This window comes from Paramagnetospirillum magneticum AMB-1 (genome assembly GCF_000009985.1).
In the GTDB taxonomy this organism is placed as follows: Bacteria; Pseudomonadota; Alphaproteobacteria; order Rhodospirillales; family Magnetospirillaceae; genus Phaeospirillum; species Phaeospirillum magneticum.
The window spans coordinates 1,910,413-1,933,363 of record NC_007626.1 but is presented as its reverse complement, the minus strand read 5'-3'; the positions used below and the strand labels follow the sequence as shown (position 1 = coordinate 1,933,363).

General features: G+C 67.1%; 20 protein-coding genes and 1 tRNA gene. 7 read left to right on the top strand and 14 right to left on the bottom strand.

What is annotated here, in order from left to right; translation table 11 throughout:
- The first annotated feature begins 31 nt into the window (after positions 1–31).
- From argC to AMB_RS09055, 5 genes are all read left to right on the top strand, one after another.
- On the top strand, positions 32–1,075 hold the full coding sequence (argC, locus tag AMB_RS09075) for an N-acetyl-gamma-glutamyl-phosphate reductase (RefSeq protein WP_173361910.1): 1,044 nt from the start codon (positions 32–34) through the stop codon (positions 1,073–1,075).
- A gap of 7 nt (positions 1,076–1,082) precedes the next feature.
- A complete protein-coding gene (locus AMB_RS09070; protein ID WP_011384197.1) occupies positions 1,083–1,601 on the top strand; it encodes a gamma carbonic anhydrase family protein in 519 nt (172 codons plus the stop codon).
- An 8-nt stretch (positions 1,602–1,609) separates the two neighbouring features.
- Positions 1,610–3,190, top strand: a complete 1,581-nt coding sequence (locus tag AMB_RS09065; RefSeq protein WP_011384196.1) for a hypothetical protein — start codon at positions 1,610–1,612, stop codon at positions 3,188–3,190.
- A complete protein-coding gene (locus AMB_RS09060) occupies positions 3,187–4,521 on the top strand; it encodes a hypothetical protein (protein WP_011384195.1) in 1,335 nt (444 codons plus the stop codon). The genes AMB_RS09065 and AMB_RS09060 overlap by 4 nt, the downstream gene beginning before the upstream one ends.
- Positions 4,522–4,598: 77 nt before the next feature.
- Positions 4,599–7,229 (top strand): AsmA family protein, encoded by a 2,631-nt coding sequence (locus AMB_RS09055; protein ID WP_231849031.1) that lies wholly within the window; start codon positions 4,599–4,601, stop codon positions 7,227–7,229.
- Between the two features lie 132 nt (positions 7,230–7,361).
- Here the strand turns inward: AMB_RS09055 and AMB_RS09050 are convergent, their stop codons facing one another.
- The gene (locus tag AMB_RS09050) at positions 7,362–8,720 is read right to left on the bottom strand and encodes a TrpB-like pyridoxal phosphate-dependent enzyme (protein ID WP_011384192.1); all 1,359 of its coding nucleotides are present in this window, start codon (positions 8,718–8,720) and stop codon (positions 7,362–7,364) included.
- Between the two features lie 174 nt (positions 8,721–8,894).
- Here AMB_RS09050 and AMB_RS09045 point away from each other — a divergent pair.
- A tRNA-Lys gene (locus tag AMB_RS09045) sits at positions 8,895–8,970 on the top strand.
- Between the two features lie 122 nt (positions 8,971–9,092).
- Here AMB_RS09045 and AMB_RS26385 read toward each other — a convergent pair.
- Positions 9,093–9,449 (bottom strand): tyrosine-type recombinase/integrase, encoded by a 357-nt coding sequence (locus AMB_RS26385; protein ID WP_158303955.1) that lies wholly within the window; start codon positions 9,447–9,449, stop codon positions 9,093–9,095.
- Between the two features lie 117 nt (positions 9,450–9,566).
- Between AMB_RS26385 and AMB_RS09035 the strand changes: the two genes are divergently transcribed.
- Positions 9,567–10,001 carry a hypothetical protein gene (locus AMB_RS09035; RefSeq protein ID WP_043743983.1) on the top strand — a complete coding sequence of 145 codons (435 nt, stop codon included), beginning with the start codon at positions 9,567–9,569 and terminating at the stop codon, positions 9,999–10,001.
- A 9-nt stretch (positions 10,002–10,010) separates the two neighbouring features.
- Here the strand turns inward: AMB_RS09035 and AMB_RS09030 are convergent, their stop codons facing one another.
- The 12 genes from AMB_RS09030 to AMB_RS23345 all read right to left on the bottom strand — a co-directional run bounded on the left by AMB_RS09030 (position 10,011) and on the right by AMB_RS23345 (position 22,951).
- Positions 10,011–10,832 (bottom strand): DNA adenine methylase, encoded by an 822-nt coding sequence (locus AMB_RS09030; protein WP_043743981.1) that lies wholly within the window; start codon positions 10,830–10,832, stop codon positions 10,011–10,013.
- Positions 10,810–10,989 carry a Com family DNA-binding transcriptional regulator gene (locus tag AMB_RS26980; protein ID WP_148207363.1) on the bottom strand — a complete coding sequence of 60 codons (180 nt, stop codon included), beginning with the start codon at positions 10,987–10,989 and terminating at the stop codon, positions 10,810–10,812. Before AMB_RS26980 ends, AMB_RS09030 begins: the two co-directional genes overlap by 23 nt.
- A 152-nt stretch (positions 10,990–11,141) precedes the next feature.
- Positions 11,142–11,387, bottom strand: coding sequence for a hypothetical protein (locus AMB_RS09025; protein ID WP_011384188.1), 246 nt, complete (start codon positions 11,385–11,387; stop codon positions 11,142–11,144).
- Between the two features lie 5 nt (positions 11,388–11,392).
- A complete protein-coding gene (locus tag AMB_RS09020) occupies positions 11,393–12,916 on the bottom strand; it encodes a hypothetical protein (protein ID WP_011384187.1) in 1,524 nt (507 codons plus the stop codon).
- A complete protein-coding gene (locus AMB_RS09015) occupies positions 12,913–16,107 on the bottom strand; it encodes a phage tail protein (RefSeq protein ID WP_011384186.1) in 3,195 nt (1,064 codons plus the stop codon). Before AMB_RS09015 ends, AMB_RS09020 begins: the two co-directional genes overlap by 4 nt.
- The gene (locus AMB_RS09010) at positions 16,107–16,589 is read right to left on the bottom strand and encodes a C40 family peptidase (protein ID WP_011384185.1); all 483 of its coding nucleotides are present in this window, start codon (positions 16,587–16,589) and stop codon (positions 16,107–16,109) included. The genes AMB_RS09015 and AMB_RS09010 overlap by 1 nt, the downstream gene beginning before the upstream one ends.
- An 11-nt stretch (positions 16,590–16,600) precedes the next feature.
- Positions 16,601–17,509: a DUF2163 domain-containing protein gene (locus tag AMB_RS09005; protein ID WP_011384184.1), complete on the bottom strand. Its 909-nt coding sequence runs from the start codon at positions 17,507–17,509 to the stop codon at positions 16,601–16,603.
- Positions 17,506–18,132: a DUF2460 domain-containing protein gene (locus AMB_RS23350; protein WP_011384183.1), complete on the bottom strand. Its 627-nt coding sequence runs from the start codon at positions 18,130–18,132 to the stop codon at positions 17,506–17,508. Before AMB_RS23350 ends, AMB_RS09005 begins: the two co-directional genes overlap by 4 nt.
- A gap of 1 nt (position 18,133) precedes the next feature.
- Positions 18,134–20,953, bottom strand: coding sequence for a hypothetical protein (locus AMB_RS08995; protein WP_043743978.1), 2,820 nt, complete (start codon positions 20,951–20,953; stop codon positions 18,134–18,136).
- Complete coding sequence (locus AMB_RS08990) at positions 20,917–21,672, bottom strand: hypothetical protein (RefSeq protein WP_011384181.1); 756 nt, start codon at positions 21,670–21,672, stop codon at positions 20,917–20,919. Before AMB_RS08990 ends, AMB_RS08995 begins: the two co-directional genes overlap by 37 nt.
- A gap of 110 nt (positions 21,673–21,782) precedes the next feature.
- Positions 21,783–22,184 carry a hypothetical protein gene (locus AMB_RS08985; protein ID WP_011384180.1) on the bottom strand — a complete coding sequence of 134 codons (402 nt, stop codon included), beginning with the start codon at positions 22,182–22,184 and terminating at the stop codon, positions 21,783–21,785.
- On the bottom strand, positions 22,184–22,951 hold the full coding sequence (locus AMB_RS23345) for a hypothetical protein (protein WP_011384179.1): 768 nt from the start codon (positions 22,949–22,951) through the stop codon (positions 22,184–22,186). The genes AMB_RS08985 and AMB_RS23345 overlap by 1 nt, the downstream gene beginning before the upstream one ends.

The window sequence follows — 22,951 nt, the reverse complement described above, 5'->3', positions numbered from 1 at the left end:
GTCCGCTCCCCCACAGTCAAGGGAGCAGGAGATCATGAAGGACGTTTCCATCGCCATTCTGGGAGCCAGCGGCTACACCGGAGCCGAGCTTGTGCGCCTGTTGGCGCTGCATCCGACTTTCAAGATCAAGGTGATGACCGGCGACCGCAAGGCGGGCCAGTCCATGGAGTCCGTGTTCCCCCACTTGGGCGGGCTGGAGCTTCCCACGCTGGTCGCCATCGACCAGGTGGACTTCACCACCGTGGACGCGGTGTTCTGCTGCCTGCCCCACGGTACCACCCAGGAAGTGATCGCCGCCCTGCCCGCTTCGGTCAAGGTGGTGGATCTGTCGGCCGATTTCCGGCTGTTCGACGTGGACACCTACGCCCAGTGGTACGGCCACGAGCACCGGGCGCCCGAATTGCAGAAGCAGGCGGTCTACGGCCTGACCGAACTGGCCCGCGACGCGGTGGCCAAGGCGCGGCTGGTGGCCAATCCCGGCTGCTATCCCACCTCGGTGCAACTGCCCCTGATCCCCCTGCTGAAGGCCGGGCTGATCGAGGCGGCCGACATCGTCATCGACGCCAAGTCGGGCGTGTCGGGCGCCGGGCGCGCCGCCAAGGAGGCCAACCTCTACACCGAGGTGACCGAGGGCATGCACGCCTATGGCGTGGCCAGCCACCGGCATGCCCCCGAGATCGAGCAGGGCCTGTCGGCGGCGGCGGGCGTGCCGGTGCTGGTCAGCTTCACGCCGCACCTCATCCCCATGAGCCGGGGCATGCTGTCGACCATCTACGTCAAGACCAAGGGTGGCGCCAAGGCCGCCGACCTGCGCGCCCAGCTGTCCAAGACCTTTGGCGGCGAACCTTTCGTCCGGGTGGTGCCCGAGGGCGTGGTGCCCCATACTCGGCACGTGCGCGGCTCCAACCACTGCCTGATCAACGTGTTCGACGACCGGGTTCCGGGCAAGGTCATCATCACCTCGGTGATCGACAACCTGGTCAAGGGCGCGTCGGGTCAGGCCCTGCAGAACATGAACCTGATGTTCGGCCTGCCGGAGACCACGGCCCTGGCCCAGCAACCCATGTTCCCGTGAGGACCTTATGAGCGGCACCATTCTTCCCTTCGAGGGCACCAGCCCGACCATCGCCCCCGACGTCTTCGTCGCCCCCACCGCCGTGGTGATCGGCGACACGGTGATCGGCGCCGGGACCTCGGTGTGGTTCAACTGCGTCATCAGGGGCGACGTCCACGAGATCCGCATCGGCGAGCGCACCAATATCCAGGACGGCACCGTCATCCACGTCACCGGCGGCAAGCTGGGCACCTATATCGGCTCGGACATCACCATCGGCCATGGCGCCATCCTGCACGCCTGCACCCTGGAAGACGCCTGCTTCGTGGGCATGGGCGCCGTGGTGCTGGACGGCGTGGTGGTGGAATCGGGCGCCATGGTGGCGGCGGGTGCGGTGGTGACGCCGGGCAAGCGCGTCAAGGCGGGCGAATTGTGGGGCGGCAATCCGGCCAAGCTGCTGCGCCGCCTGTCCGACGAGGAAATCGCCTTCTTCCCCGTCTCGGCGGAAAAATACGTCGAACTGGCCGCCAAGTATTTCAAGGCCTAAGGCCCGTCATGGCCAAGAAGGGCAAGTCTTCCGGCAATGGTCTGATGACGGCGCTGGCCCGGCCGCTGGCCGCCATCGGGCGGCTGATGGGCGGCGGCAAGCCGGTCGAAGAGGAAGAGATCGTCCTGCCCGCCGAAGTCTCGTCGTCCTCCCTGGTCGACGATTCCTTCACCATGGCCCTGGAAAGCCTGCTGGCCGAGGATGACGGCCACTTCCAGACCAAGCTGCACCTGATCTCCCTGGTGGAGTTCCACGAGGCGGTGGGCGACAAATGGGCCCGCATCGCCGAGAAGGTGATGCTGATCGCCGAGGGCGTCATCAACCTCCATCTGGGCGCCGGCAACGTCTATGGCCGCAAGGGCTCGGACCTGTTCGTCCTGCTGTTTCGCAACACCCCTGCCCCTGAGGCGCGGCGGCGCGCCGTGCGCATCGCCCAGGAGCTGGGCACTCGACTGGTGGGCAGCCAGTTCACCGGCCACGACCGCCCCCTGGCCCTGGCGGCGGAAATCTCCCTGGCCGATGCCGTGGCCGGGGATGGCCAGCTGGACCTGGAGGCCCTGGCCGCCGCCGTCACCGAAACCCGGGCGGTGATCGCCGAACAGGCATCGCCACGCGCCCCCATCGCCCCACCCGACGATGCCGCCCCCCGCCGCGACAAGGAGCCGCAATGGGCGGCCATGAATGCGGCCGAACGGGCCAAGGTCGATCCCAATTGGAAAGCCGCCGTGGTGGACGGGGCGGCGCGGACCAAGGCCGACCCCAACTGGCAGCCGGTCGCCACCGAGCGCCCTCCGGCAGAGATCGATCCCGGCCTGGAGGCCACGCCGCCCATGCCGGGCGACGCCGCCCTGTCCATGGTCTGGCGCCCCACCTGGATGGACGAGGGCGAGGTGATCGGCGCCTATCGCGCCCAGGTACTGCGCGTCGACCAGCCCGGCCAGCCGGCCTATGAGGGCTCGCGCGCCTATCCCGGCCCGGGCGACGAATCCATCCCCCTGATCGACCGCTTCACGGCGGGAGCGGCGGTGCGCGGCATCAAGGCCGCCATGGCCGATGGCAGCCCGGCCCGCATCATCGTTCCCCTGCACTGGGGATCGCTGGGGACCACCGCCCGCATGTCGGTGCTGGCCCCCTTCGCCGACATCCCCGAGGCGGTCCGCGCCCGGGGGCTGATCATCGACGTGTTCGGCGTGCCGGCCACCCTGTCGCCGGTACCCCTGGCCGAGGCCATCGCCGCCCTCGGCCCGCTCTGCCGCGAAGTCATGGTGCGGGTGCCGCTCAGCAACCCGGCCCTGGCCCGCGCCGCCTCGGCGGGCGCCCGATCCGTCAGCATCGATCTGGCGGAACTGCCCAATGCCGACAAGACCGATGACGACCACCTGCTGGCCGCCCTCCTCCGGGTGAGGAGCGAGGCGCTGGGCGCCGGACTGGGCGTCAGCGTCTGGGGCGTGCGCCGGCGCAAGGTGGTGGTGGGCACCGTACTGGGCGGCTTTGCCATGATGAACGGGCCGGGCCTGATGAAGGACCTGCCCAAGCCCGCCAAGGTCCTGCCGGCGCCGCGCTCGCGCTTCGCTCCCGCGCCGTCGTGACGGGCGGCAAGATTGGGGCCGTCCTGTCGCCCCTGGCCATCATCGTCGTCATCAACGGCGCCGTGGGCTGGGCCCTGTTCCGCTGGCAATGGGCCAGTGACGGGGCCGGAGCGGCCCTGCTCCTCTATCTGGCCCTGGAATGGCCCGCCATGTCCCGGGGCGGCCGCAAGATGCTGGCGGTCTGTTCGGCCGCCGCCCTCGTCGCCACGCTTTTCCTGCCCCAGGCGCTGCCGGTTCTGCGGCACGGCATGGCCGAGGCCGCGTTCATCGTCGGCCTGTTCACCACGCTGGGCATGCTGCGCGACAGCGCCCAGACCTCCCACCTGATCCACCGCTGCGGCGAGCAGATGGTGCGCCAGCGTCCGGGCCGCCGCTATGCCGCGCTGAGCCTGGGCAGCCACCTGATCTCGCTGGTGCTCAATTTCGGCGTGCTGGCCCTGCTGGGGGTGATGGTCGCCAAGGGCAACACCCTGAACGCCGCCAACGGCGATGAGATCGTCAAGAACATCCGCAAGCGCCGCATGATGACCGCCATCATGCGGGGCTTCGCCATGATGACCGTGTGGTCGCCCCTGGCCGTCTCCTTCACGGTGATCCAGCAGGTGGTGCCCGGATTGGCGTGGTGGCATCTCCTGCCGCTCCAGGTCGCCCTGTCGCTGATCCTGATGGGCTGGGGCTGGATTCTGGACCGCCTGGACTTTCCGCCCCACACCCGCCGCCTGCCGCCCCACCGGCACAAGACCGACTTTCGCCCCATCCTCGGCCTAGTGCTGCTGGTGGGCGCCATCGTGGTCGGAGCCGTCGCCCTGGCGGAAGCGCTGGGCACCCGTCTGGTGGTCGGCGCCATGATGGTGGTACCGCCGGCGGCGGTGATCTGGCTGTTCACCCAGCAGGAAGGCCCCGTGCTCCGCCGGGCCGCCACGACCGCCGGCCTGTTCCTCCGCCGCCTGGGGACCAGCCTGCCCGGCGCCCGCTCGGAAGTGGCCATGCTGGGGGGCGCCATGTTCCTTGGCACCGTGGTGGCGGCCTTCATCTCGCCCGAGGATACGGCGCGGGTCATCGCCCTGGTCCCCCTGCCCCCCATCGCGCTGGCCGTGCTGCTGGCCTGGGGGGTAATGGTGCGGCCCATCTGGGCATCTCGCAGCTGTCACCATCACCTTGCTGGGCAATGCGCTGGGCAGCCTTTCGGCGGCCGGCATCAATCCGCTGATCATGGCCAGCGGCATGCTGGGCGCCTGGGCCCTGTCCATCTGCACCACCCCGGTGGGAGCGGCGGTGATGTCGGTGGCCCGGGTGGCCGAGTGCCGGTCAAGACGGTATCGGGACCCTGACGACGCTTCGTTCTGGTCGGAGCGGGGCTTCTGGGAGTATGGATGGTGGTCCTGTCCCTGGTCCTGTGAGATCGCCCTTGTCCCGCCTGCCGGTCAGCAAACCCGTCGCCATCGCCGCCACCACCATCGTCGGTGGGGGCCTGATCCTTGCCCTTGCGGCGCCCGCCCTGATGGATGGCGAGGCCTGGCGGGGGCGCATCGAGGCTGAAGCCTCTGCCCTGCTGCGGCGCAAGGTTACCGTGGCCGGTCCCATCGCCTTGCGCATTCTCCCCAGCCCCGCCGTGACCTTGGCTTCGGTGGCGGTGGACGGCACCGCCGCCCTGGACCGGGTGCGCGTCGGCTTGTCCCTGGGCGCCCTGCTGGCCGGGCGACCGGAACTGACGGACTTGGTCATCGAGGGCGGCCGCGCCGGTCCCCTGGACGGCCTCAACCTGCGCGCCACCATGACGGGCGAGACCTTTGCCGTCCGGGGCGAGGCCAAGCTGTGGGGACGGCCCGCCACCCTGGAGGCCCAGGGCCGCCGCCCCTCCGGCGAGGCCATGGCGCCGCTGAAGGCGAAAGTGGCGCAGCCCTCCCTGGAAAGCGAAGCCAGTTTCGAGGGCACTTTCGGCAAGAGCGGCGTGACGGGCAAGATCGACCTGTCGCTGGCCTCCCTGTCCCGCGCCGCCGGGTCGGACCAGTTGCCCGACGCCCCGCTGTCCGCCCAGGCCGAGTTGCGCCTGTCGCCCGACGAGGTGGTGATCTCGGACCTGGGCATCATCCTGGGCGAGTCCACCATCACCGGCAGCGTGGTGGCCAGCCTGACGGCACCGGCCCTGATGGATATCACCCTGAGGGCCGACAGCTTCGATCTCGACACCCGGCGCCCGGCGGCGACGGCACAGGCCCCGACTCAACCACAAAAGCAGGCGGCGTCCGCCCAGACCCCCGCCCCGACTCAACCCCAAATGCAGGCGGCCCCCGCCGCCGCCCAGCCCTTCGAGCTGCCGCGCGGTCTGGCCGCCAATCTCGACGTGGGCATCGGAAGGCTGAAATGGCGGGGCGAGACCGTTTCCAACATTCAAATCAATGCCTTGCTGGAGGGCGAGCGCCTGACCCTGTCGCAGGCCTCGGCCCGGCTGCCGGGCGCCGGCTCGGTCAAGCTGACCGGCGCCATGGTGACACCGGAAGGCCGCCCGCGCTTTGACGGCACCTTGAAGGCCGAGAGCCGCAATCTCCCTGAACTACGCAAGTGGTTGAGGATCGGCTCCGCCGCCACCCCCATCCGTGGGAAGCTTGAGAGCAAGGTCCAGGTGACCGACAGCCGCCTTTCTCTCAATGCCCTGACCCTTGACCTGGACGAGCGGCGCATCACCGGCATGATCAGCGCCGGTCTCGCCCAGCCCATCCCCCTCAAGGCCGAACTGGGCCTTCCCGGTCTGGCCCTGGGCTTCGACGGAACCCTGGGCGACGGCCGGCTGGAGGGCGGCGCCAGCCTGCGGGCCGCCGGCTTCGCCCAGGCCATCCGCGCCCTTGCCCCCGGCTACCGCCCACGCGGCAATGGCGAACTGGCGGTCAGCGCCCGGGTTGAAGGCAGCGAGGGGCGCATCACTCTGTCCGAGCTGCAGGCCAAGGCGGGGGATGCCCTCGTTACCGGCAAGGCCAGCCTGTCCCTGGAGGCAAGCCCCAAGCTCACCGCCAGCCTGTCGGGCAATGCCATCGCGCTGGACCCTTTCCTGCCCGCCGAGGCGAGCGACAAGGCCGAGGAATCCAAGCCTCGGCGCCGCACCGGCCATGCCGCGCCGCCGCCGCCGCCGATCATTCCCGCCGCCCTGTCCTCCAACTCGTCATGGTCGAAGGCCCCCCTGGACCTGGGCTGGCTGCAGGCGCTGGACGCCGATCTCGACCTGGACGCCAAGGCCATCACCGCCTCCGGCTGGCGCCTGGAGCAGCCGCGCGGCCATGTGGGGCTGACCAAGGGCGTCGCCGATCTCGATCGCTTTTCCGCCCGCCTGCTGGGCGGCGATCTGGCCGCCGCCGCCCGGCTGGCCGCCAACGGGCTGACCCTGTCGGCCAACCTCAAGGGCGCCGACCTCGCCCAGCTGAAGCCCGCCGGCGGTGGCCTGAAACTGGAAAAGGGCCGCATGAGCGCCGACCTGCGCCTCGCCGCCGCCGGCACCTCTCCCGCCGCCCTGGTGGGCAGCCTGGCCGGCAACGGCAAGGTGGAGGTGGCCGATGGCGAGGTCAGCGGCTTTGACCTTGCCGCCCTGGATGGGCAGATGCGCAGGCTAGAGAATTTGGGCAGCCTGTTCGGGCTGATCCAGACCGGGCTGTCGGGCGGCAAGTCCCGCTTTTCCAGCCTGTCCGGCACCTTCAACGCCGACAGGGGCATCGTCGCCAGTCGCGACATGGCCCTGGTGGCCGAAGGCGGCGGCGCCACCGGCATCGCCACCGTCGACCTCCCGCGTGAGACCATTTCGTCGAAGATCGCCTTCAAGCTGGCCACCCCCGACGCCCCCGCCCTGGGGCTGCGCCTGGAGGGGTCGCTGGCCGCGCCGGTCAAGGCCATCGACGTCAACGACCTGCAACGCTGGCTGGTGGAAAAGGGCCTGGGCAAGGCCCTGAATCCCAAGGGCGCCGGAGAGAATTCCGACGCCCCCAGGAAGCTCAAGGCCGGCGACGCGCTGCGCGGCCTGTTCTCCGCCTTCGGCAAGAAGAAGGCGGAGTAGCCAGCCCAATGTGGGCTGCCGCCCACCCCCGCTCGGGGCGAACCCCGAACCCCCTTTGATTCTATCTATAAAATCAAAGGGGGCTTGGGGCATCGCCCCAAATGGGTTTGGGCGATAGCCCGATAGCGGCGATCACCCCACGTTGGGCAATTCCGCCAGGGCCGCCTGCAGGTCGGCCTCGGCGTAGGTGTTGTCCTTCAGCTTGCCGGCGAAGAAGTCGGTATAGGCCTGCATGTCGAAATGGCCGTGGCCCGACAGGTTGAACAGGATGGTCTCGGCCTTGCCCTCGGCCTTGCAGCGGAGCGCCTCGTCGATGGCGCCCTTGACGGCGTGGGAGGATTCCGGCGCAGGGACGATGCCCTCGGCACGGGCAAACTGCACGGCCGCCGCGAAGCACTCGGTCTGGTGATAGGCGCGGGCCTCCATCAGGCCCAGCTCCTTGACGTGGCTGACCATTGGCGCCATGCCGTGATAGCGCAGGCCGCCGGCGTGCGAGCCCGGCGGCATGAAGGTGGCGCCCAGGGTATGCATCTTGACCAGCGGGGTCAGCTTACCCGTATCGCCGAAATCATAGGCGTAGAGGCCCTTGGTCAGGGTCGGGCACGAGGCGGGCTCGACACCGATGACCCGGGTCTTGCCACCCTTGAGGTTCTCGCGGATGTAGGGGAAGGCCAGACCGGCGAAATTGGAGCCGCCGCCGGTGCAGGCGATGACCACGTCCGGGTGATCGTCGGCCATCTCCATCTGCATCATGGCTTCCTCGCCGATGATGGTCTGGTGCAGGCAGACGTGGTTGAGCACGCTGCCCAGGGCGTATTTGGTGTCGTCACGCGAAGCGGCGATCTCCACCGCCTCGGAAATGGCGATGCCCAGCGAACCGTTGGAATGGGGGTCCTTCTCCAGGATGGAGCGCCCCGCATGGGTCAGGTTGGACGGGCTGGCGATGCATTTGGCGCCATAGGTCTCCATCAGGGCCCGGCGATAGGGCTTCTGCTCGTAGGAGACCTTGACCATGAAGACCTCGACCTCCAGGCCGAACAGCGAGCCGGCGAAGGCCAGCGACGAGCCCCACTGGCCGGCGCCGGTCTCGGTGGCCAGGCGCTTGACCCCTTCCTGCTGGTTATAGAAGGCCTGGGGCACCGAAGTGTTGGGCTTGTGGCTGCCGGCCGGGCTGACGCCTTCGTACTTGAAATAGATCCTGGCAGGGGTGCCCAAGGCCTTCTCCAGGCGGCGGGCGCGGATCAGCGGCGCCGGGCGCCACAGGCGATAGACCTCGCGCACCGGCTCGGGGATCTCGACCCAACGCTCGGCGGTCACCTCCTGGGCGATCACCGCCATGGGGAAAATGGGCGCCAGATCGTCGGGACCGATGGGCTGGCCGGTGCCGGGATGCAGCGGCGGCGGCGCGGGCACCGGCAGGTCGGCATTGAGGTTGTACCAGGCCTTGGGCAGGCGATCCTCGGACAACAGGTACTTGGTGCTCTCGGTCATGGCGGCGTTCCCTCTCCCCCTTGCGGGATGTGATATTGCGGGGATGGTTTTACGCTCTGAAGGCGTCATTGCAAAGAGTGCGCGGTGAAGTGAATTTTCCGCTTGCACAGGCCCGGCGTTCGACCTATAAAGCGGCCCTCCGGCGGGGGCTGCGGCCGAAACCGGAGACACTGAGGGCGTATAGCTCAGTTGGTAGAGCAGCTGACTCTTAATCAGCTGGTCCAAGGTTCGAGTCCTTGTGCGCCCACCAAATTCAGGGGCCCCGGAAGTTAGCGCTTCCGGGGCCTTTGACTTTTGGGCCAGCCCTGCATTGGTCAGGAAGGCTGTCATTGGTTTGCAGCCCGATCTGCCGACGGTTTGCAAACCTGTTCGTTATGGGTTCCCATGACCGCCCCTCCCCACCCCTTTCCGGGCGGCATTCAGGCTGGCAATCGCCAGCTTCGCCCGGCGCTTCTTGTCCGTGTATTTGCGCACCATCTGGACAGTCTCATGACCGGTGATGGCGGCAATGGTCTCCCAATCATTCCCCAGCTCGTGCAGGATCGTGGCGGCGGTATAGCGCAGACCATGGGTGGTGACGCCGCCGGCTTCCAGACCGACCGTCAGGCCATCAACGGCCTGATATGCCGCGATCATCACATGACGGAAGTGATCGACCTTGAAGGCCCTCCCGGTCTCTGAGGTCAGCATCATCCTGCGCATGGCCAGGGGCACGGTGTAGCGCGCCACATGGTTTTGGAGCCGGGGACACAAGGTTTTGTAGCAATCCATAATTGGTTGCCCGCTTGCGTCCATTGGGGCTTGGGTGAGGATATTCGATCCTGACCACTGCCGACGAACTGACCGATGGACAGCAAGACGAAACTGCAAGCCCGCATCCGGGACATTCTGGCTTCGGCGACGGGCTCCAACGACAACGCCCCTTCTCCCCATTATGACTGGTCGGCCCATATCGCTCGTCGGGAACAGGAAGATCGTCTCTTTGTGCGTCGTCTGCTGATCAAGACTGCGGTGGCCTTCCTGGCGGTCTCCCCTTTCGTGGTCTATGCCAGTACGACCTGGGGCGGGAAGGTCAAGGCCCTCATCAATCACAATCAGATCAGGGCGGCCACCGCCTATTGGGCCAACCAAGCCGAGATGTTGGCCAATATCCCCGACGGTGACGAGGAGGTGGTTGCCGTCGTTGGAGAGGGGGTCTTGGCCGACTGCCGGTGGATGACAAAGGCCGACCTGTCCGACCTTTTAAAACAGCCGGGCGCCAGACTTTTGAATCGGCCTTGATCTCCCCATTTAACCCGCCCCCTTCCCCCCGATGATGATCAGCTCCCCCACCTGCTTGGAGTGTCCCTTGCCGGCGGCGGTGTAGGTCACATTCACCTCGCGGATCTCGCAGCCCTTGAAGGCGTCGCGGACCTTGGGGTGGTCGAGGTTGGTGGCGATGAAGCGTCCCTTGATGCCTTTGAGGGTGGCCGCCAGGCGCCACAGGCTCTCTTCCTGGAACAGGCTGGCATCATAGTAGTCCTCGGTACCCACATAGGGGCTGTCGCAGAAGAACAACGTGCGGGCGGTGTCGTAGCGCCGGATGAACGGCTCGAAGTCCAGGCACTCGATCACCACCCCGGCCATGCGCTCGGAGATCTCGGCTAGGCGTTGGGCGAGGATGGTGACGTTGAAGCGTCCCGACCTGGTGGGATCAACGCCGAAGGTGCGCCCGGCCACCTTTCCCCCATAGGAGCAAGCCTGCAAATACAAGAAGCGGGCGGCCCGGTTGAGATCGGTAAGCGTGTCGGGGTCAACCTTGCACAGACGTTCGAAATCCGCCCTGGTGGTGAGCTTGTATTTGATCACTTCCATGAACAGCGGGTAGTGCTCCTGCAAGATGCGAAAGAAGGTGGCCACGTCACGGGACGCGTCGTTGATCACCTCGGATTTGGGCACCACCGTGCGGCGGAAGAACACGCCACCCATGCCGACAAAGGCCTCGGCGTAGACGTCATGGGGAGTGGACTGGATCAGTTGGATAAGATCCCTGGACAGGTTGCGCTTGCCGCCGATATAGGCCGCCGCCGGCTTGACCGGGGCAATGCGTTCATGGTGGGGGTTTATGGTCATCGGGCTGTTCCCTGGGCGCTCCTCGGCGCTCGGGCTGGGGGCTCGTGGCCCTCTGAATGCGGTTGACAGCCCCGCAGCGGGGGCATTTGACCTCGATATCGAGCGGGCCGGCAGCCTTGAGCAGCAGCCGGCCACACCCGCAACGGATGGACTCCATGGGCATTGACCATTACAAACGCCCCGCCCGTGCACGGGTGCGGGGATGGCCAAGACTGGCCGGTTTTGGTCATGCGAGATGCCCTCTCGCGGTTTGGGGTGCTCGCAACACCCCATCCCCCCGCCGGCCGAGACCAACGGGAATCAATAACCTCACTCCTTCGGAATCGCGGCCTTGATGGCGGCGATCTCGGCCTGCATCCGCTCCCACTTGCCACCGTCGGCCTCGATACGTCCGTTGAGGTGATCCTGCATGGCCTCGGATTGAGCGCCGGCAGGCCAGCGGATGGCGATCAGCCGGCGCCGTTTTGTGTCCCACCCGACCTCGATCCAGGCGATGTCCTGGGCGGCATACTCGTCCTGGAGGATGGCAATCAGATCGGTGAGCCATTGAGCCATGGTCGTTACTCCGCATAAAGGGCCGGTGCGGCGACGCGCTGAGCCTTGGTGTTGAGGGTCTTCAAGCGGGCCCTGAGGCTGGTCCCGCTGGATGGGCCGGAGACATTGGCGCGGGCGCGCAATACGCTGTAAGTTCCGTCATAGCCCACAGCGCCGATCAGACTGCTGATGGTGGCCGCCACCCATACAGATCCGTTACCGGACAACTCGACCGTCAGGTCGGTGCCGAGCACCGCCGAGCCGCTGTCATCCTTGTAGAGGAAGTACAGGTCCGCATAGCTCGGGGCGGCCGACACGCTGACGGCGGGGGACAGCAACGTCATGTTGCTCGCCCCACTGGTGTAGGTCACTCGTGTCACATGCATCGAACCTGAGGTTTCGCTGGCTGAAAAGCTGCCCGACGCCTGCCCGTTGTAGGTCGCAAATGCCCCGCTTGAGGTAACCCCGACCGAGGCATTGCACCACGCGCCAACATAAAATGTCCCGCTGGCGGGGACGACATATGGTGATGACAGAGTCACATCGATCCATCCCGTCGCAGTAAAAGTGACTGCTTGGCTGGCCCTTACCGCATAATTCCCCGCGCTAGTCCTCTCCATAATATAGAGCGTGCCATTGCCGCTCGTGGCATTTGACCAGATGCCAAGCGATGTCACGGTGACACTGTTGGGGATCGAATATGCCCGATCGGTATAAGTCCACGATGACCCCGGACTGCCATCCGACGCACGGGTATTGCCCGTGGTGGCTGCACTCTGACTCCCATAATATGAGGGCGCGGCAGAGACGTAGGTGTATCCAGAACTCCCCGACGACCACTCGTCGCTGCCCAGTTCCCATTGCTTGCCCTGCACCAGGGCACCAGTGCTGATCGACGTGGCGAGCATAAGGCGCAGATTGGTCGCGGCGATCTGGTCGCGGGCGACCAGGTCTGCCGTGGCCAGTCCGTTGATCTGGGCGGCGGTAATACCGGTTACTTGACTGGCATCGACAATGCCCAGGGCCGGATTTCCTCCGACGTTGCCCAGTTGCAGCACATTACCGATAGCAGCACCGGCAACGAGAAAGGCCGCCGACCCCAACCCCAGCAGCCACGGCGCCCGTTCATCGGTGCCGTTGGTGTTGAGAACGGTGGTAGCGGTGGCCGGCACCAGCATCTTGAGGCAGGGCAGCTTGCCGGCGGGGATCGCCGGGGCGGCAGGGCTGGCGGCAGCAGTGCCGGCCACCACGCTGGCGGTACCAGTGACGCGGTCCAGCACCACCCGGTCGATGCGGGGCAGCGTGGCGTGCGCTGCCCCCAGGGTGACGGACTGGGCGGAGACACTGGTGATGCCACTGGCGGTCGGCACCACACCGGCGGCGATGTGTACCGCCATGTCGGTATTGGTGACGGTGGGCTGCCAGGGGCCGGCGACGAAGGACAGGGCGGCGGTGGCGGCGTCGATGGCCAGGGGATAACCGGTGCCGGTCTGGGCGCCGGCGCCGGCATAGACCGACGGAGCGAAGGGAGTCAGGGAGAGTCCGGTCATGAGCTTGGTCCTATGGTCAGGATGATGGTGCCGCCCACGTCGGTGCCATTGGACCAGACATGGCCGATGCAGCCGGTACGGTTGACGGCAGTGGCGGTGGCGCCGGTGACGCCGGCACCAACGGCGCCGGGATTGACCAACGGCGGGGCATGGTAGGACTTGGCGAAAACGACGGCACCGCCACCGGCCGGCACGACGGCCGAGATCACCTCGGACTTGGGCGTCACGTCCAGGGTGGGCGTGAACCCGGTGACGACGCAGGCTCCGGCGCTGTTGTCCTGGATCAACCGCGCCTTGACGTAGGCGGCGGTGACGGTGCCGCTGGTCCAGTTGGTCCAGGCACCGTTGTACAGGACGCCGTTGGTGGTCCAGTCCAGCGCGATGGAGGTCAGTACGTTGCCCTGGCCGTCCGGCCCCAGCCCCGCCGCAACCACGCCGTAGACCCGCACCGTATCGATGATGCCATCGCCGACGGCCGGCGTGTCGTAGGTGCTGAGCGGTACCGGATAGGGCACAAACTGCTCGAACAGCTCAGCGTTGGTGTGGTCGCCGGCCAGCTTGACCGAATCGGGGATCAGCACGCCGGTGGTGGGGTGAACGAGGAAGCCGCTCAACGTGCCCGGCCAGGCCGGGCCCTGGGGGGCGGACAGGATCACCATGTTGGCGTTGGTGACGGCCAGGTCGACGGTGGTCATGCCTTCCGACAATTGGTCGGACCAGGGGTCGCGGAAGCGAAAGCCGAAGGTGTACGCCCCGGGCAGCAGCGAGGCGTTGGCGTCATAGGAACCCCGCGCCGCCTCGGTGACCATGGACATGGCGGCCCAGGCCTGGTCGACGGTGACGCCCGAGGCGCAGCCCTGCGGCCCCACGGCGATGTCCATGGCAAAGGTAGGATTGGCCGTCCAGGCGAAGTTGACCACGTTGCCCGCCTGCTGCGCCGATACGCCGGCGGGGATGGGGGGGCGCGGCGGGCCGAGGATTACGTGGGCATGAGAGGACACCTCGTCCAGGGTCTGCAGCGCCCCCTCATAGGTGTTGAACGAGGTCAGCTTGACATAGACGGTCGACCCGATGTCGGCCTTGGCGTAGGGCTGGCGATAGATGGCCTGATCGAGGCGCACGAAGCTGGCGGCGGCGGCATGGGCCGTAACCGGGGTGTTGTAAAGGCCGCGCCGCAGATGGCTCAGCTGGTACCGGTTGGGCCCCACTAGGGTGCAGTCGCGATAGGCGATCAACTCGCCGTCCACCCAGCACAGGGTGGCCAGGGCGTCGAAATCGGCCTGGGACCCGGCATCGAGCATCCCACCCGAGATGGACAGGTCCAATTCCAGAATACTGGTGGTATCCAAGCCATCCACCGCCGGCAGGGAAGCCACCAGCCGACCGATGCGGGCGCGGCCGGTGACCAGTCCGGCGCGGGCGAAGGTGACGTCGTCGGCTGAATTCGACACCTGGGCCCCGCCCCAGTTGGGACCGCCGCAGGCGGCCAGCCAGATCTCCAGCCCGCCGGCCAGCTCGGTCGGCGCGTCGAACATCACCACATCGGTGACGTCGCCGGGATCGAGGTTGAAATTGTGGGAGAAGCCGAAGCCGGTAACCGCCGTCATTGATTCGGCGATTCCCGCCCCCGGCAGGATCTCCTCAAACACCAGATGCCGGGAACCGTCGCCCCGCCGCTCGCCTTCCTTGACCCGCGCCCGCCGCCGCGCCACCCGGCTGGCGACGGACGAGATATACCCAACGTCGCCCAGCTCGATGGCCACATGCTCGGAACCGATACTGCCTGCCCAGGTGCCCAGGATGGCGGCCCGCTGCAATTGCAACTGGGCAGAGACCTGGGCCGCCGATGGCAGGGCGAACAGGTGGCTTTGCTTGACCGAGCCGGGATTGAGGCCGTAGGTGCGGATCTCGGCCAGCAAGCGCGCCGTCGCCGGCAGCGGATTGTAGCCCGAGGCCCGGTTGAGGTATTCCACCTGCACCTGGGTGACCGCGCCGAAATCGTTGGCGGCGGTCATCACCAGGGGAGCCGATGACGACATGCCCGACGACGTGGTGGCGCTGTTGTCCACCAGCCAATCGTCGTCGGTCAGGTCGAAACTGGCTTCCGGCGGCGTATAGGTCCGACCATTGCCGGTCACCACGCTGCAGCCCCGCGAAATTAGGGTGATGGCGCCGTTGGGGCAACCCACATCGGTATTGGTGGCCACCGCGATGTCGTCGATCACCTGGGCGCCGGTCTGCTGCTCGGTATAGACGGCAGAGATCAGCAGGCCGGAGGCCACGCACCAGTCGGAGAAGGTCGACTGGTCCCCCACCATCACGGACGGGATCATCGGCGCGATCCCCCAGTCGGCCGAGGTCATCAACCCCTCGACGAAGGCGGCCGGATCGGCGTCGTCATGGCCGGGCACCGAGTCGGAGTAGAAGCCGAAGAGTTCCACATTGTGGTTGGGCAAGGACGCCGAGCTGCCCAGGTCGTAATCGGCGGCGGCGATGTGGACCAGGCCGCTATAGCCCAGGGCCTGGCTGGGGGGCTGCTGGTCGGCGGCGGTATAGCTGATTTCCGCCTCGGCGCCGGCATCGAAGGCCGAGAAGGTGTAGACGCCGTCCGCCACCGCATATTGTCCGGCGGCGGGCGAATCGGTCACCGCGGTGAGTGGGGTGCCGTCGCCATACTTGACCCCGTGATCGGCGAAGGGAGCCCCGGTGTAATCGACGGTGACCTGATAGGGCGCCTCCAGCGGCACCGTATGTTCCTCGGTGACGGTGGTGTAGCCAGCCAGATGCGCCCAGGGCTCCTGGCCATAGGCACCGAGGAAGGCGGTATAGCCCAACGCCGCCAGGGTGGTGGCGGTGGCGTCGTTGCCCTGCCAGATGGAGCCGATGGCCCGGATCGGTCCCTCGCACAGGCCGAGCATCAGCGAGCAGGAATAGGTATAGGAGGTGCTTGATCCGCCGCCCCCGCCGCCCCCGCCGCCCTTGCCGCCGCCGCCGCCGCCGCCGCCGCCCGAGGAATGGGCGATCTGCTTGAAGTCGTTGTACCAGATCAGGTTGGGAGCGAGCTTGCCGGTACCCACCACCACCGGCTTGACCTTGCCCCAGCAGGAAGTCTGGATGGTGACACCGCTGGCCGCCGTCGGCTGGGCCGCCGTCGGCTGCTGGATCTCGTTGCCACCAAACAGACCACCCATTATCCCCGCCCCTCAGACTGGCGGGCGGCGACCCGGCCGGGGGTGAAGATGGAGAAGAACAGGGGATCGCGGTCCTTCAGCAGGGCCCTGGCGAATGGCTCGTCCAGGCCATGACCATAGACCACGCCGCGCCCCCTCACCGCATGGATGACACGCGGCCAGGCGACGACGATGGCGCCATGGGCGTGGCAGTGGCCGACCTTGTAGATGACGAAATCACCGGGCAGAGGCGGTCCCTCGATGTCGTCGGCATAGAGCCGCACCACCGCCAGGTAGCGCTCCTCCTTCTGATTGATGTGCCATTGCGGCGAGTACTCGAACTTAGGCACCTCGGAGATCAGGCCGGCATTGAAATAGACTGCCGCCGGGAACTGGGCGCAATCGACCCCGGCCCCCTTGAGACGCTGGTTATGGTGATAGGGGGTGCCGAACCAGCCTTCGGCCTCGACGACCACCCGCATGCGATCCGTTTCATGATCCATTGAAGCCCCCTTTAATTGGCTGTGGTCGGCGGCGGCACGAAGGGCTCGCCCCGGAACCGCAGGGTGGGAGTGCCTTCGAATTTCGGGCAGCCCTGGTGCCCGAAGCCGCCGTCGCAGCCCGGCAGCAGGACCAGGGAATCGCCCGGGGCCGGGTCGACCGGGAACGGGGTCATCAGGGTCAGGCTGCCGGGTGATCCCGCCACGTGGGAACGGATGGAGCGCGACATTCCCTGGTTGGCGCCCGAGGTGAAGGAAACGCTGCCCAGGTCGAAATAGCCGTTGTCCTGGGCCAGGGACACCACCAGGATGCTGCCGGTCGATCCCGCCAGGGCGCTGGCCGTGACGGCGAAGCTGTCGAGATCGACACCACAGCCCGGCGCCCCCACATACTCGCAGCAGGCGGGGGAATAGAGATTGCGCGGCCAGGGGCTTTGCAGCCGCGAGCGAGCGTCGGCAACGGTGAGCGTCAGCACCGAGCCGCCGCCATCGCCGCCACCGAAAAAGCCAAGAAATTCGCGCACCGTGCCGGTCAGCGGGATGGGCCAGCAGGCGGCCGATACCGGGACCGGCGCGTAGCCGGTGCGATATTCCAGTATGGCGCCCCGCAGCAGGCCACGGGGCAGGGCCTCGCCCCATTCCATCCCTTCAATGGTCGAGGCGCCGGGCAGCAGATCGATGGTCAGGGTATCGGCCTGGGTGCCCAGCTTCTGCGAGATGGAGCCCAGGCGGTTGGACGAGATCCAGAAGGGTCCGGTCATGCCGCCGCAGGAGTAAAGAGTGCCGTCCACGTCCTTGACGTCGCAATCACCGGCGGAATAGCGGTGGGTGGCGCCCCCGGCCAGGGTCAGCACCACCAGGTCGCAGCAATAGAACTGGCGGGTGGCCAGCAGGGCTCTGAGGGCGGGCGACAGGGGCTTCATGAATCGCCACGCTTGATGGAGGTAAAGGCCAGCTCCATCGTCTTGTGCCAGCCCTTCATCACCTTCTCGAAATCGAACTGGGTGGTGGCCATGCGGCAGGCGAAGAAATAGGAAAAATCGACGCTGACCGACTTGCCCGCCGCCGGTGCGGTCGCCAGGGACAACCGGCCGGGGGCGGCGCTGCCCCATGCGGCCACCGACCAGGCGCCGCCGGCCAGGGGCATGCCATCCACCCGCACGGCCGACACCACGTCCGGCGCCCAGATCGGCTCGACGAAGCCGCCGGGGCCACCAAATGACCGGACCAACTGGAATTGGGTGGTGGCGCCGTCTCCCAATCCAACCAGCTGGTTCGTGGCGGTATTGTCCTCTTCGTCGCGATAGAGGAACGGCATCACCCGGCCCAAGCGGCGCAGAGTGAAATTGACGAAGTCGGTGTATTCGGTGAAGGGAGCGGCCTGGCGCAGCGCGTCATGGCTGATGGTCCATTTCCAACGGGGATAGGACCAGCGGGCCACGGCGGTCTCGCTGCCCGAGGCCGATTCCTGCAGATCGTCCGACCAGATCTCCGAGCGCTTGGGCGGCAGTTGTCCGGGCAGGCGCGGCATGATGTCGGTGGTCATGCTACTTGCCCCTCTTGACGTAGTTTCCCTGGCCCGCCTGGGCCCGCATCACGTCCACCGTGTTCCGCGCCACTCCCGGCCGGCGCATCAGGTTGTTGATGCTGGCGGCATCTACCGCGTGGATATGGATGTCACCGTCACGACCCGATCCACCCAGCGCATCGGCCATCCTGGCCGCCAGCGGCACAGGCCGCGTGCCGGCCGAGGACGGCATGGGCAGCACCGGCGGCCCGGGCATGGGCAAGGCCATGGCGCCGGGCTGCTGCATCACCTCCACGTTGTTCATCAGTTGGTCGAGCCGGCGCGAGAACGGTGCCGACAGCACCTTCTCATCCTTGTGCAGCTCGGTGATCATGCCGTCGGCGGGAACGTGCTCCCATCCGCCCTCGGCCGAAGCCATGGGCAGGAACGCCATGGCCATGGCGAAATGCTCGGCGCCCACCTCCGGAGCCATGGCCCAGCCGACGAAAGGAATGGCGGCCACCGAGGCCATGGCGGCAGCGGCGCCGATGGCGGCATATGACGGAATCTCGCCTAACGCCTGAGCCTTGGCGGCGGCAATGGCGATAATACCGGCCTCGCTCTCCACCCCTTCCCGGGCACCGGCCTGCGCTACCGTCTCGGCAGTCTTGGCCGTTTCCAGCCCCAGCCATTGGGCGATCTGCTCGCCGATCCTGGCGAAGAACCCCGCCTGCTCGGTGGCCCCGGCCGCGTTGCGGGCGGCGGTACCGGCCACCGTGGCGGAGGTCCGGGCCGCCTGTCCGGCGGTGGTGGCGGCGGTCTTGGCGGTCTCCTTGGCGGCGGCGTCGACCACCTCCTGCTGGCCGGTGATCTTGGACCAGGCCCGCATCACCCCTTCCGACCAGATCCAGGTACCAATTTTCCGCAGGGCCAGATCGGCGAAGACGTTGCCGAGACCTAGGGCGAGGTTGCGCTCGGCCTGCTGGAAGGTCTGGCCCTGGACGATCATGCCCTTGATGGCGCCGCCGAAGGCGCTGCCGATCCCCGACGAGGTGGTCTGCCAGTCATGCAGCACCGCCAGGGTCTGTTGATGGGTCGCGGACAGATCCTGGGCGCGATGGCCCTGGTCCAGTTGCTGGATCTGCTTGTTGATGCGGTCCTTCTCGGCCGCCTCCAGGCTCTTCAGCTTCAGCTTCTGGTCCAGCGCATCGCGCTCGATCTGGTATTCCTGCTCCTTGATCTGGCGCAGGCGGGCCAACTGCTCGTGCTCGTCGACGACGCCCAGACCGCGCAGGAAGCGCAGGTTTTCGGCATCGGTCTCCAGATCGGCCTTCTTGGCGCTGGAGCGGGCCTCCAGGCCATCGGCCTCGATACGGTCGAGTTCCTTCTGGTGCTCCTTGACCATCTCCTCGATGCGCTTCAGGGAGTCCTGATAGGCCTTGGAATGTTCGCCGGCATAGCGCTTGACCTCTTCGGCCTCGCGCCGCGCCAGGATGATCCGCTCCTCCGACCCCTTGTGGGCGGCGGCGCGCTGGCGCTCCAGATCGGCGAGGCGCTCGTTGTGAGCATCGGCGGCGATGGCCTTTTCCAGTCGGCGGATCTCAATGGTGACCTGGGCGTAATCCTTGCCGCCCCGCTCCAGATTGGCCTGCTTGGCCTGCCAGAACTTCAGGTCATCGGCCTTGCGCTCGTCCAGCGACCTCTTGTCCGCCGCCTGCAGCTCGGCCAGTTCGCGGCGGAAGCCCTCCATCTTGGTCTCGCCGCCATCCTTCTTGGTCAGCTTCTCTTGGCGCTCGTCCAGTTCCTGCAGCGCCGACTTGATGTCGGAGACCTGGGCGCTCAAGCCCGCCTTGGTCTCGCCCGCCGCCCCGGCCATCCGGCCTTCGAGGGCCGTCAGTTGCTCGGTCAGGATCTTGCGGTCGCCGTCGATCTGGCGCAGTTCGCGGCGGATGGTGAGATTGCGGTTGAGCGCCTCCAGGGCCAGCTTCTCGCGGTCGGACTCGTTGGCAACGGTCCCGGTGGCGGTCGGCGCGGGCTTCTCGCCGCCCGGGGCGTTCGGCTTTTCGGTCTGATGGCCGGGCAGATAAGGTTCGGAGATATCGCGCATGGCGGCGCGGATCTCGTCCAGGTGACGCTTGACCTCGGCCGAACGCACCCCCCATTCCTCGGCCAGCTTGCGCGGCATATCGAGCGCCGCCTTCTGGGCTTCCGACAGGTCACCCTTGACCGCCTGGTAGATCACGCGGGTGAATTCGACCACCGCTTCGGCGGCGACGACGGCCACCGTCTTCATGGCGGCGAAGCCGGCCATGGCCGCCTGCACCACCATGGTGATCATGTCCATCAGATCGCGCAGCGCCTTGCCAACCACCGCGATGGGCAGTTCCAGCCCTCGAATCACCTCGGCCAGGGTGCGCATGGATGCAGCCAGTCCCTCGCCCTTCTCCCCCGATCCGGCGAAGGCATGGGCCAGATCCTGCAACGCGTTGGCCGCGTCAAGCGCCGCCTGCTGAAACGGTGTCTTCATCTTGGCGGCGGCGCGCTCCATCACCTCGCCGAATTCACGCGCCGCCACCGCCTTGGCCTGCATGACGTCGTTGGCGTCCACCAGACGGGCCACCATCTCCATGGTGGCGGCCGAGACGCCATGGGTCTCCTTTTCCAGCAGCTGCAGGAATTTCTCGGGATCGGAGATGGCCTGGGCCAGCTTGCGGGCCGCCGCCGGGGCCTCCTCCCCGGTGATCATCACCCAGCCTTCCATGCCACGCGCCATATCGGCCATCATCTGGGGCGTCACGGACCGGATGCGGGCGAATTCGGTGGTCACCTCGCCGGCCATCTGCTTGCTGATGCCGTGCATATGGGCCAGGCGCTGGTGGTCGCCTCCAGACCCTGGCGGGTGAACAACCCCGCCTGGCCGGTCAGCCACAGGGCGGTTTCGGTCTTGGCCAGGGCCTGGGCCGCGTGCTCGTTATGGGCGGCGATCTCGTAGGCCACCCAGCCGGCGGCGGCCAGCGGCGCCACCACCCGCATGGCCGCCATGCCCACATTGCCGAATCGCTCGGCCAGCACCATCAGCGATCCGGGGATATTGGAGAGGTTGCCGCTGACCGCCTCATGGGCCAGCACGATGATCTCGCGCTTGGCCCCCACGCTCATATGGCCCACATGGCCCATGGCGGCGGCGGCGCGGGCGGCATTGTCGTTGACGGCGGAAAGGGCCGCCCCGGCAGCGCCAACCTCCCTGATGCCGGCACCCACGTCCTTGGTGCTGGCCGCCAGGCTGGTGAAGTGGCCCTGGAGCCGCTGGGACAGGGCGTTGAGGTCGGATACCGGGATAACACCGGCGCGGAAGGCTTGGTTGAGCACCATCGCCGCGTCGCCCATGGTCCGCGCCGAGCCGGTGATCTGCTTGAACAGGGCGTCGACGTCATGGCTGGCGGTGCTGGTGGCCGACAGCGCGTCCTTCAGGCGCTTCGAGGACTCGGCCAGGGTGTCGACCCCGCTGACCATCCGCTTGGTGCCGCCCTCGAAATCTCCGGTCTCGGCCGTGAATTTAGTGACGACGTCGCCAGTCATCGTCCGCCCCTAATCCAGGATTTCGTTGGCCCGCAGGAACAGGGCCAGGGAAACCGGCAGGGGGGGAATCTCCTCCCACTGCCGGCACAACGCGTTCCACAACGGCCAGGTCATCCGGCCGATTTCGCTTCGGGTCCATCCGGAGATGGCGCAGGCGCGGGCGAAGAAGTCGTCCCAGCTTTCGCAGACGACTCCGTCACCCGCGCCATCATCAACTCCCCCAGGCGGTCATAGCCCAGGGCGTCGTTGATGCCTTCCACCGCCGTGAAGATCTCCACCAGGTCGGAGGGCAGCGCCCGCAGACTGGCTTCGTCCGCCTGGAGCTTCAGCGCCAGGACGATGATGCCGAAACGGGCCTTGACCAGATCCCGGCCACTGAGACCGTGCGTCGCGGTGAAGGCCTCGGTCAGCTCGGCGATGGATTCCCAGGACAGCGGCGCGATCTTCCAATCCTTGCCGCCGAAGGTGATGACACCCCGCGCCGTGCCAGCGGCTTTCTTGGCGGCGGTCATCAGATCGCCGCCCCGTTGACCGAGCGGGTGTAGATGTTGCCCAGCGCGTCGGGTACCGCCTCCCAATCGATTTCCACCGTCTCGAATTCACCCTGCTTGCCGCCGAAGGTCATGCCGGTGGCCTGAGCGGCATAGATGACATAACCGTCGGTGATCAGCCCCGAAGGGCTGTTGAAGGACTTTTCCAGCGCCAGCCGGAAATAGGGCGCCATGCCCTGCTCCTGATTGGAGACGGTGTACTGAAAGCCGGAATTGGCGATGGTGTAGTGGTAGGAGATCGCCACCTTCACCCCGGCGGTGACATCGGCGGCGGCGAAGGTGTACTGGCCGTTGGTGTCCACCTTGTACTGCCCGGCGAGGGGCGTGCCGGTGGTGATGCGGTTGAAGGAGGCGGCATTGAGCCCGTTAATCACGCCACCGTCGTAGAGGAAGTGGGCGCCATTGGCCACGGTGACCGTGGCCACGCTCAAGGTAACCTGCTCCAGATCGGCCAGGGCATTCTGGCCGGAGATCAGGTCGACGCCGTGGAACAGATAGGCGGCGATGCGCGGATCATTGCGCAGAAACTTGACCTTGCCGGTGCATTCCTCCGACACGCGCCCGCTGGCCACGGCGTAGACTTGGCCACCTTGGCCCTTGCTCGACTTGGCCTTGATCGACAGGGAGGATTCGGCCACGTCGAACAGGCGGATCGGCGTGACGGCCGAGGTGTTGGTGGGCGTGGCGAAGACCTTGCCGGCACCGAAGGTATAGCGTTGAACGGCCAT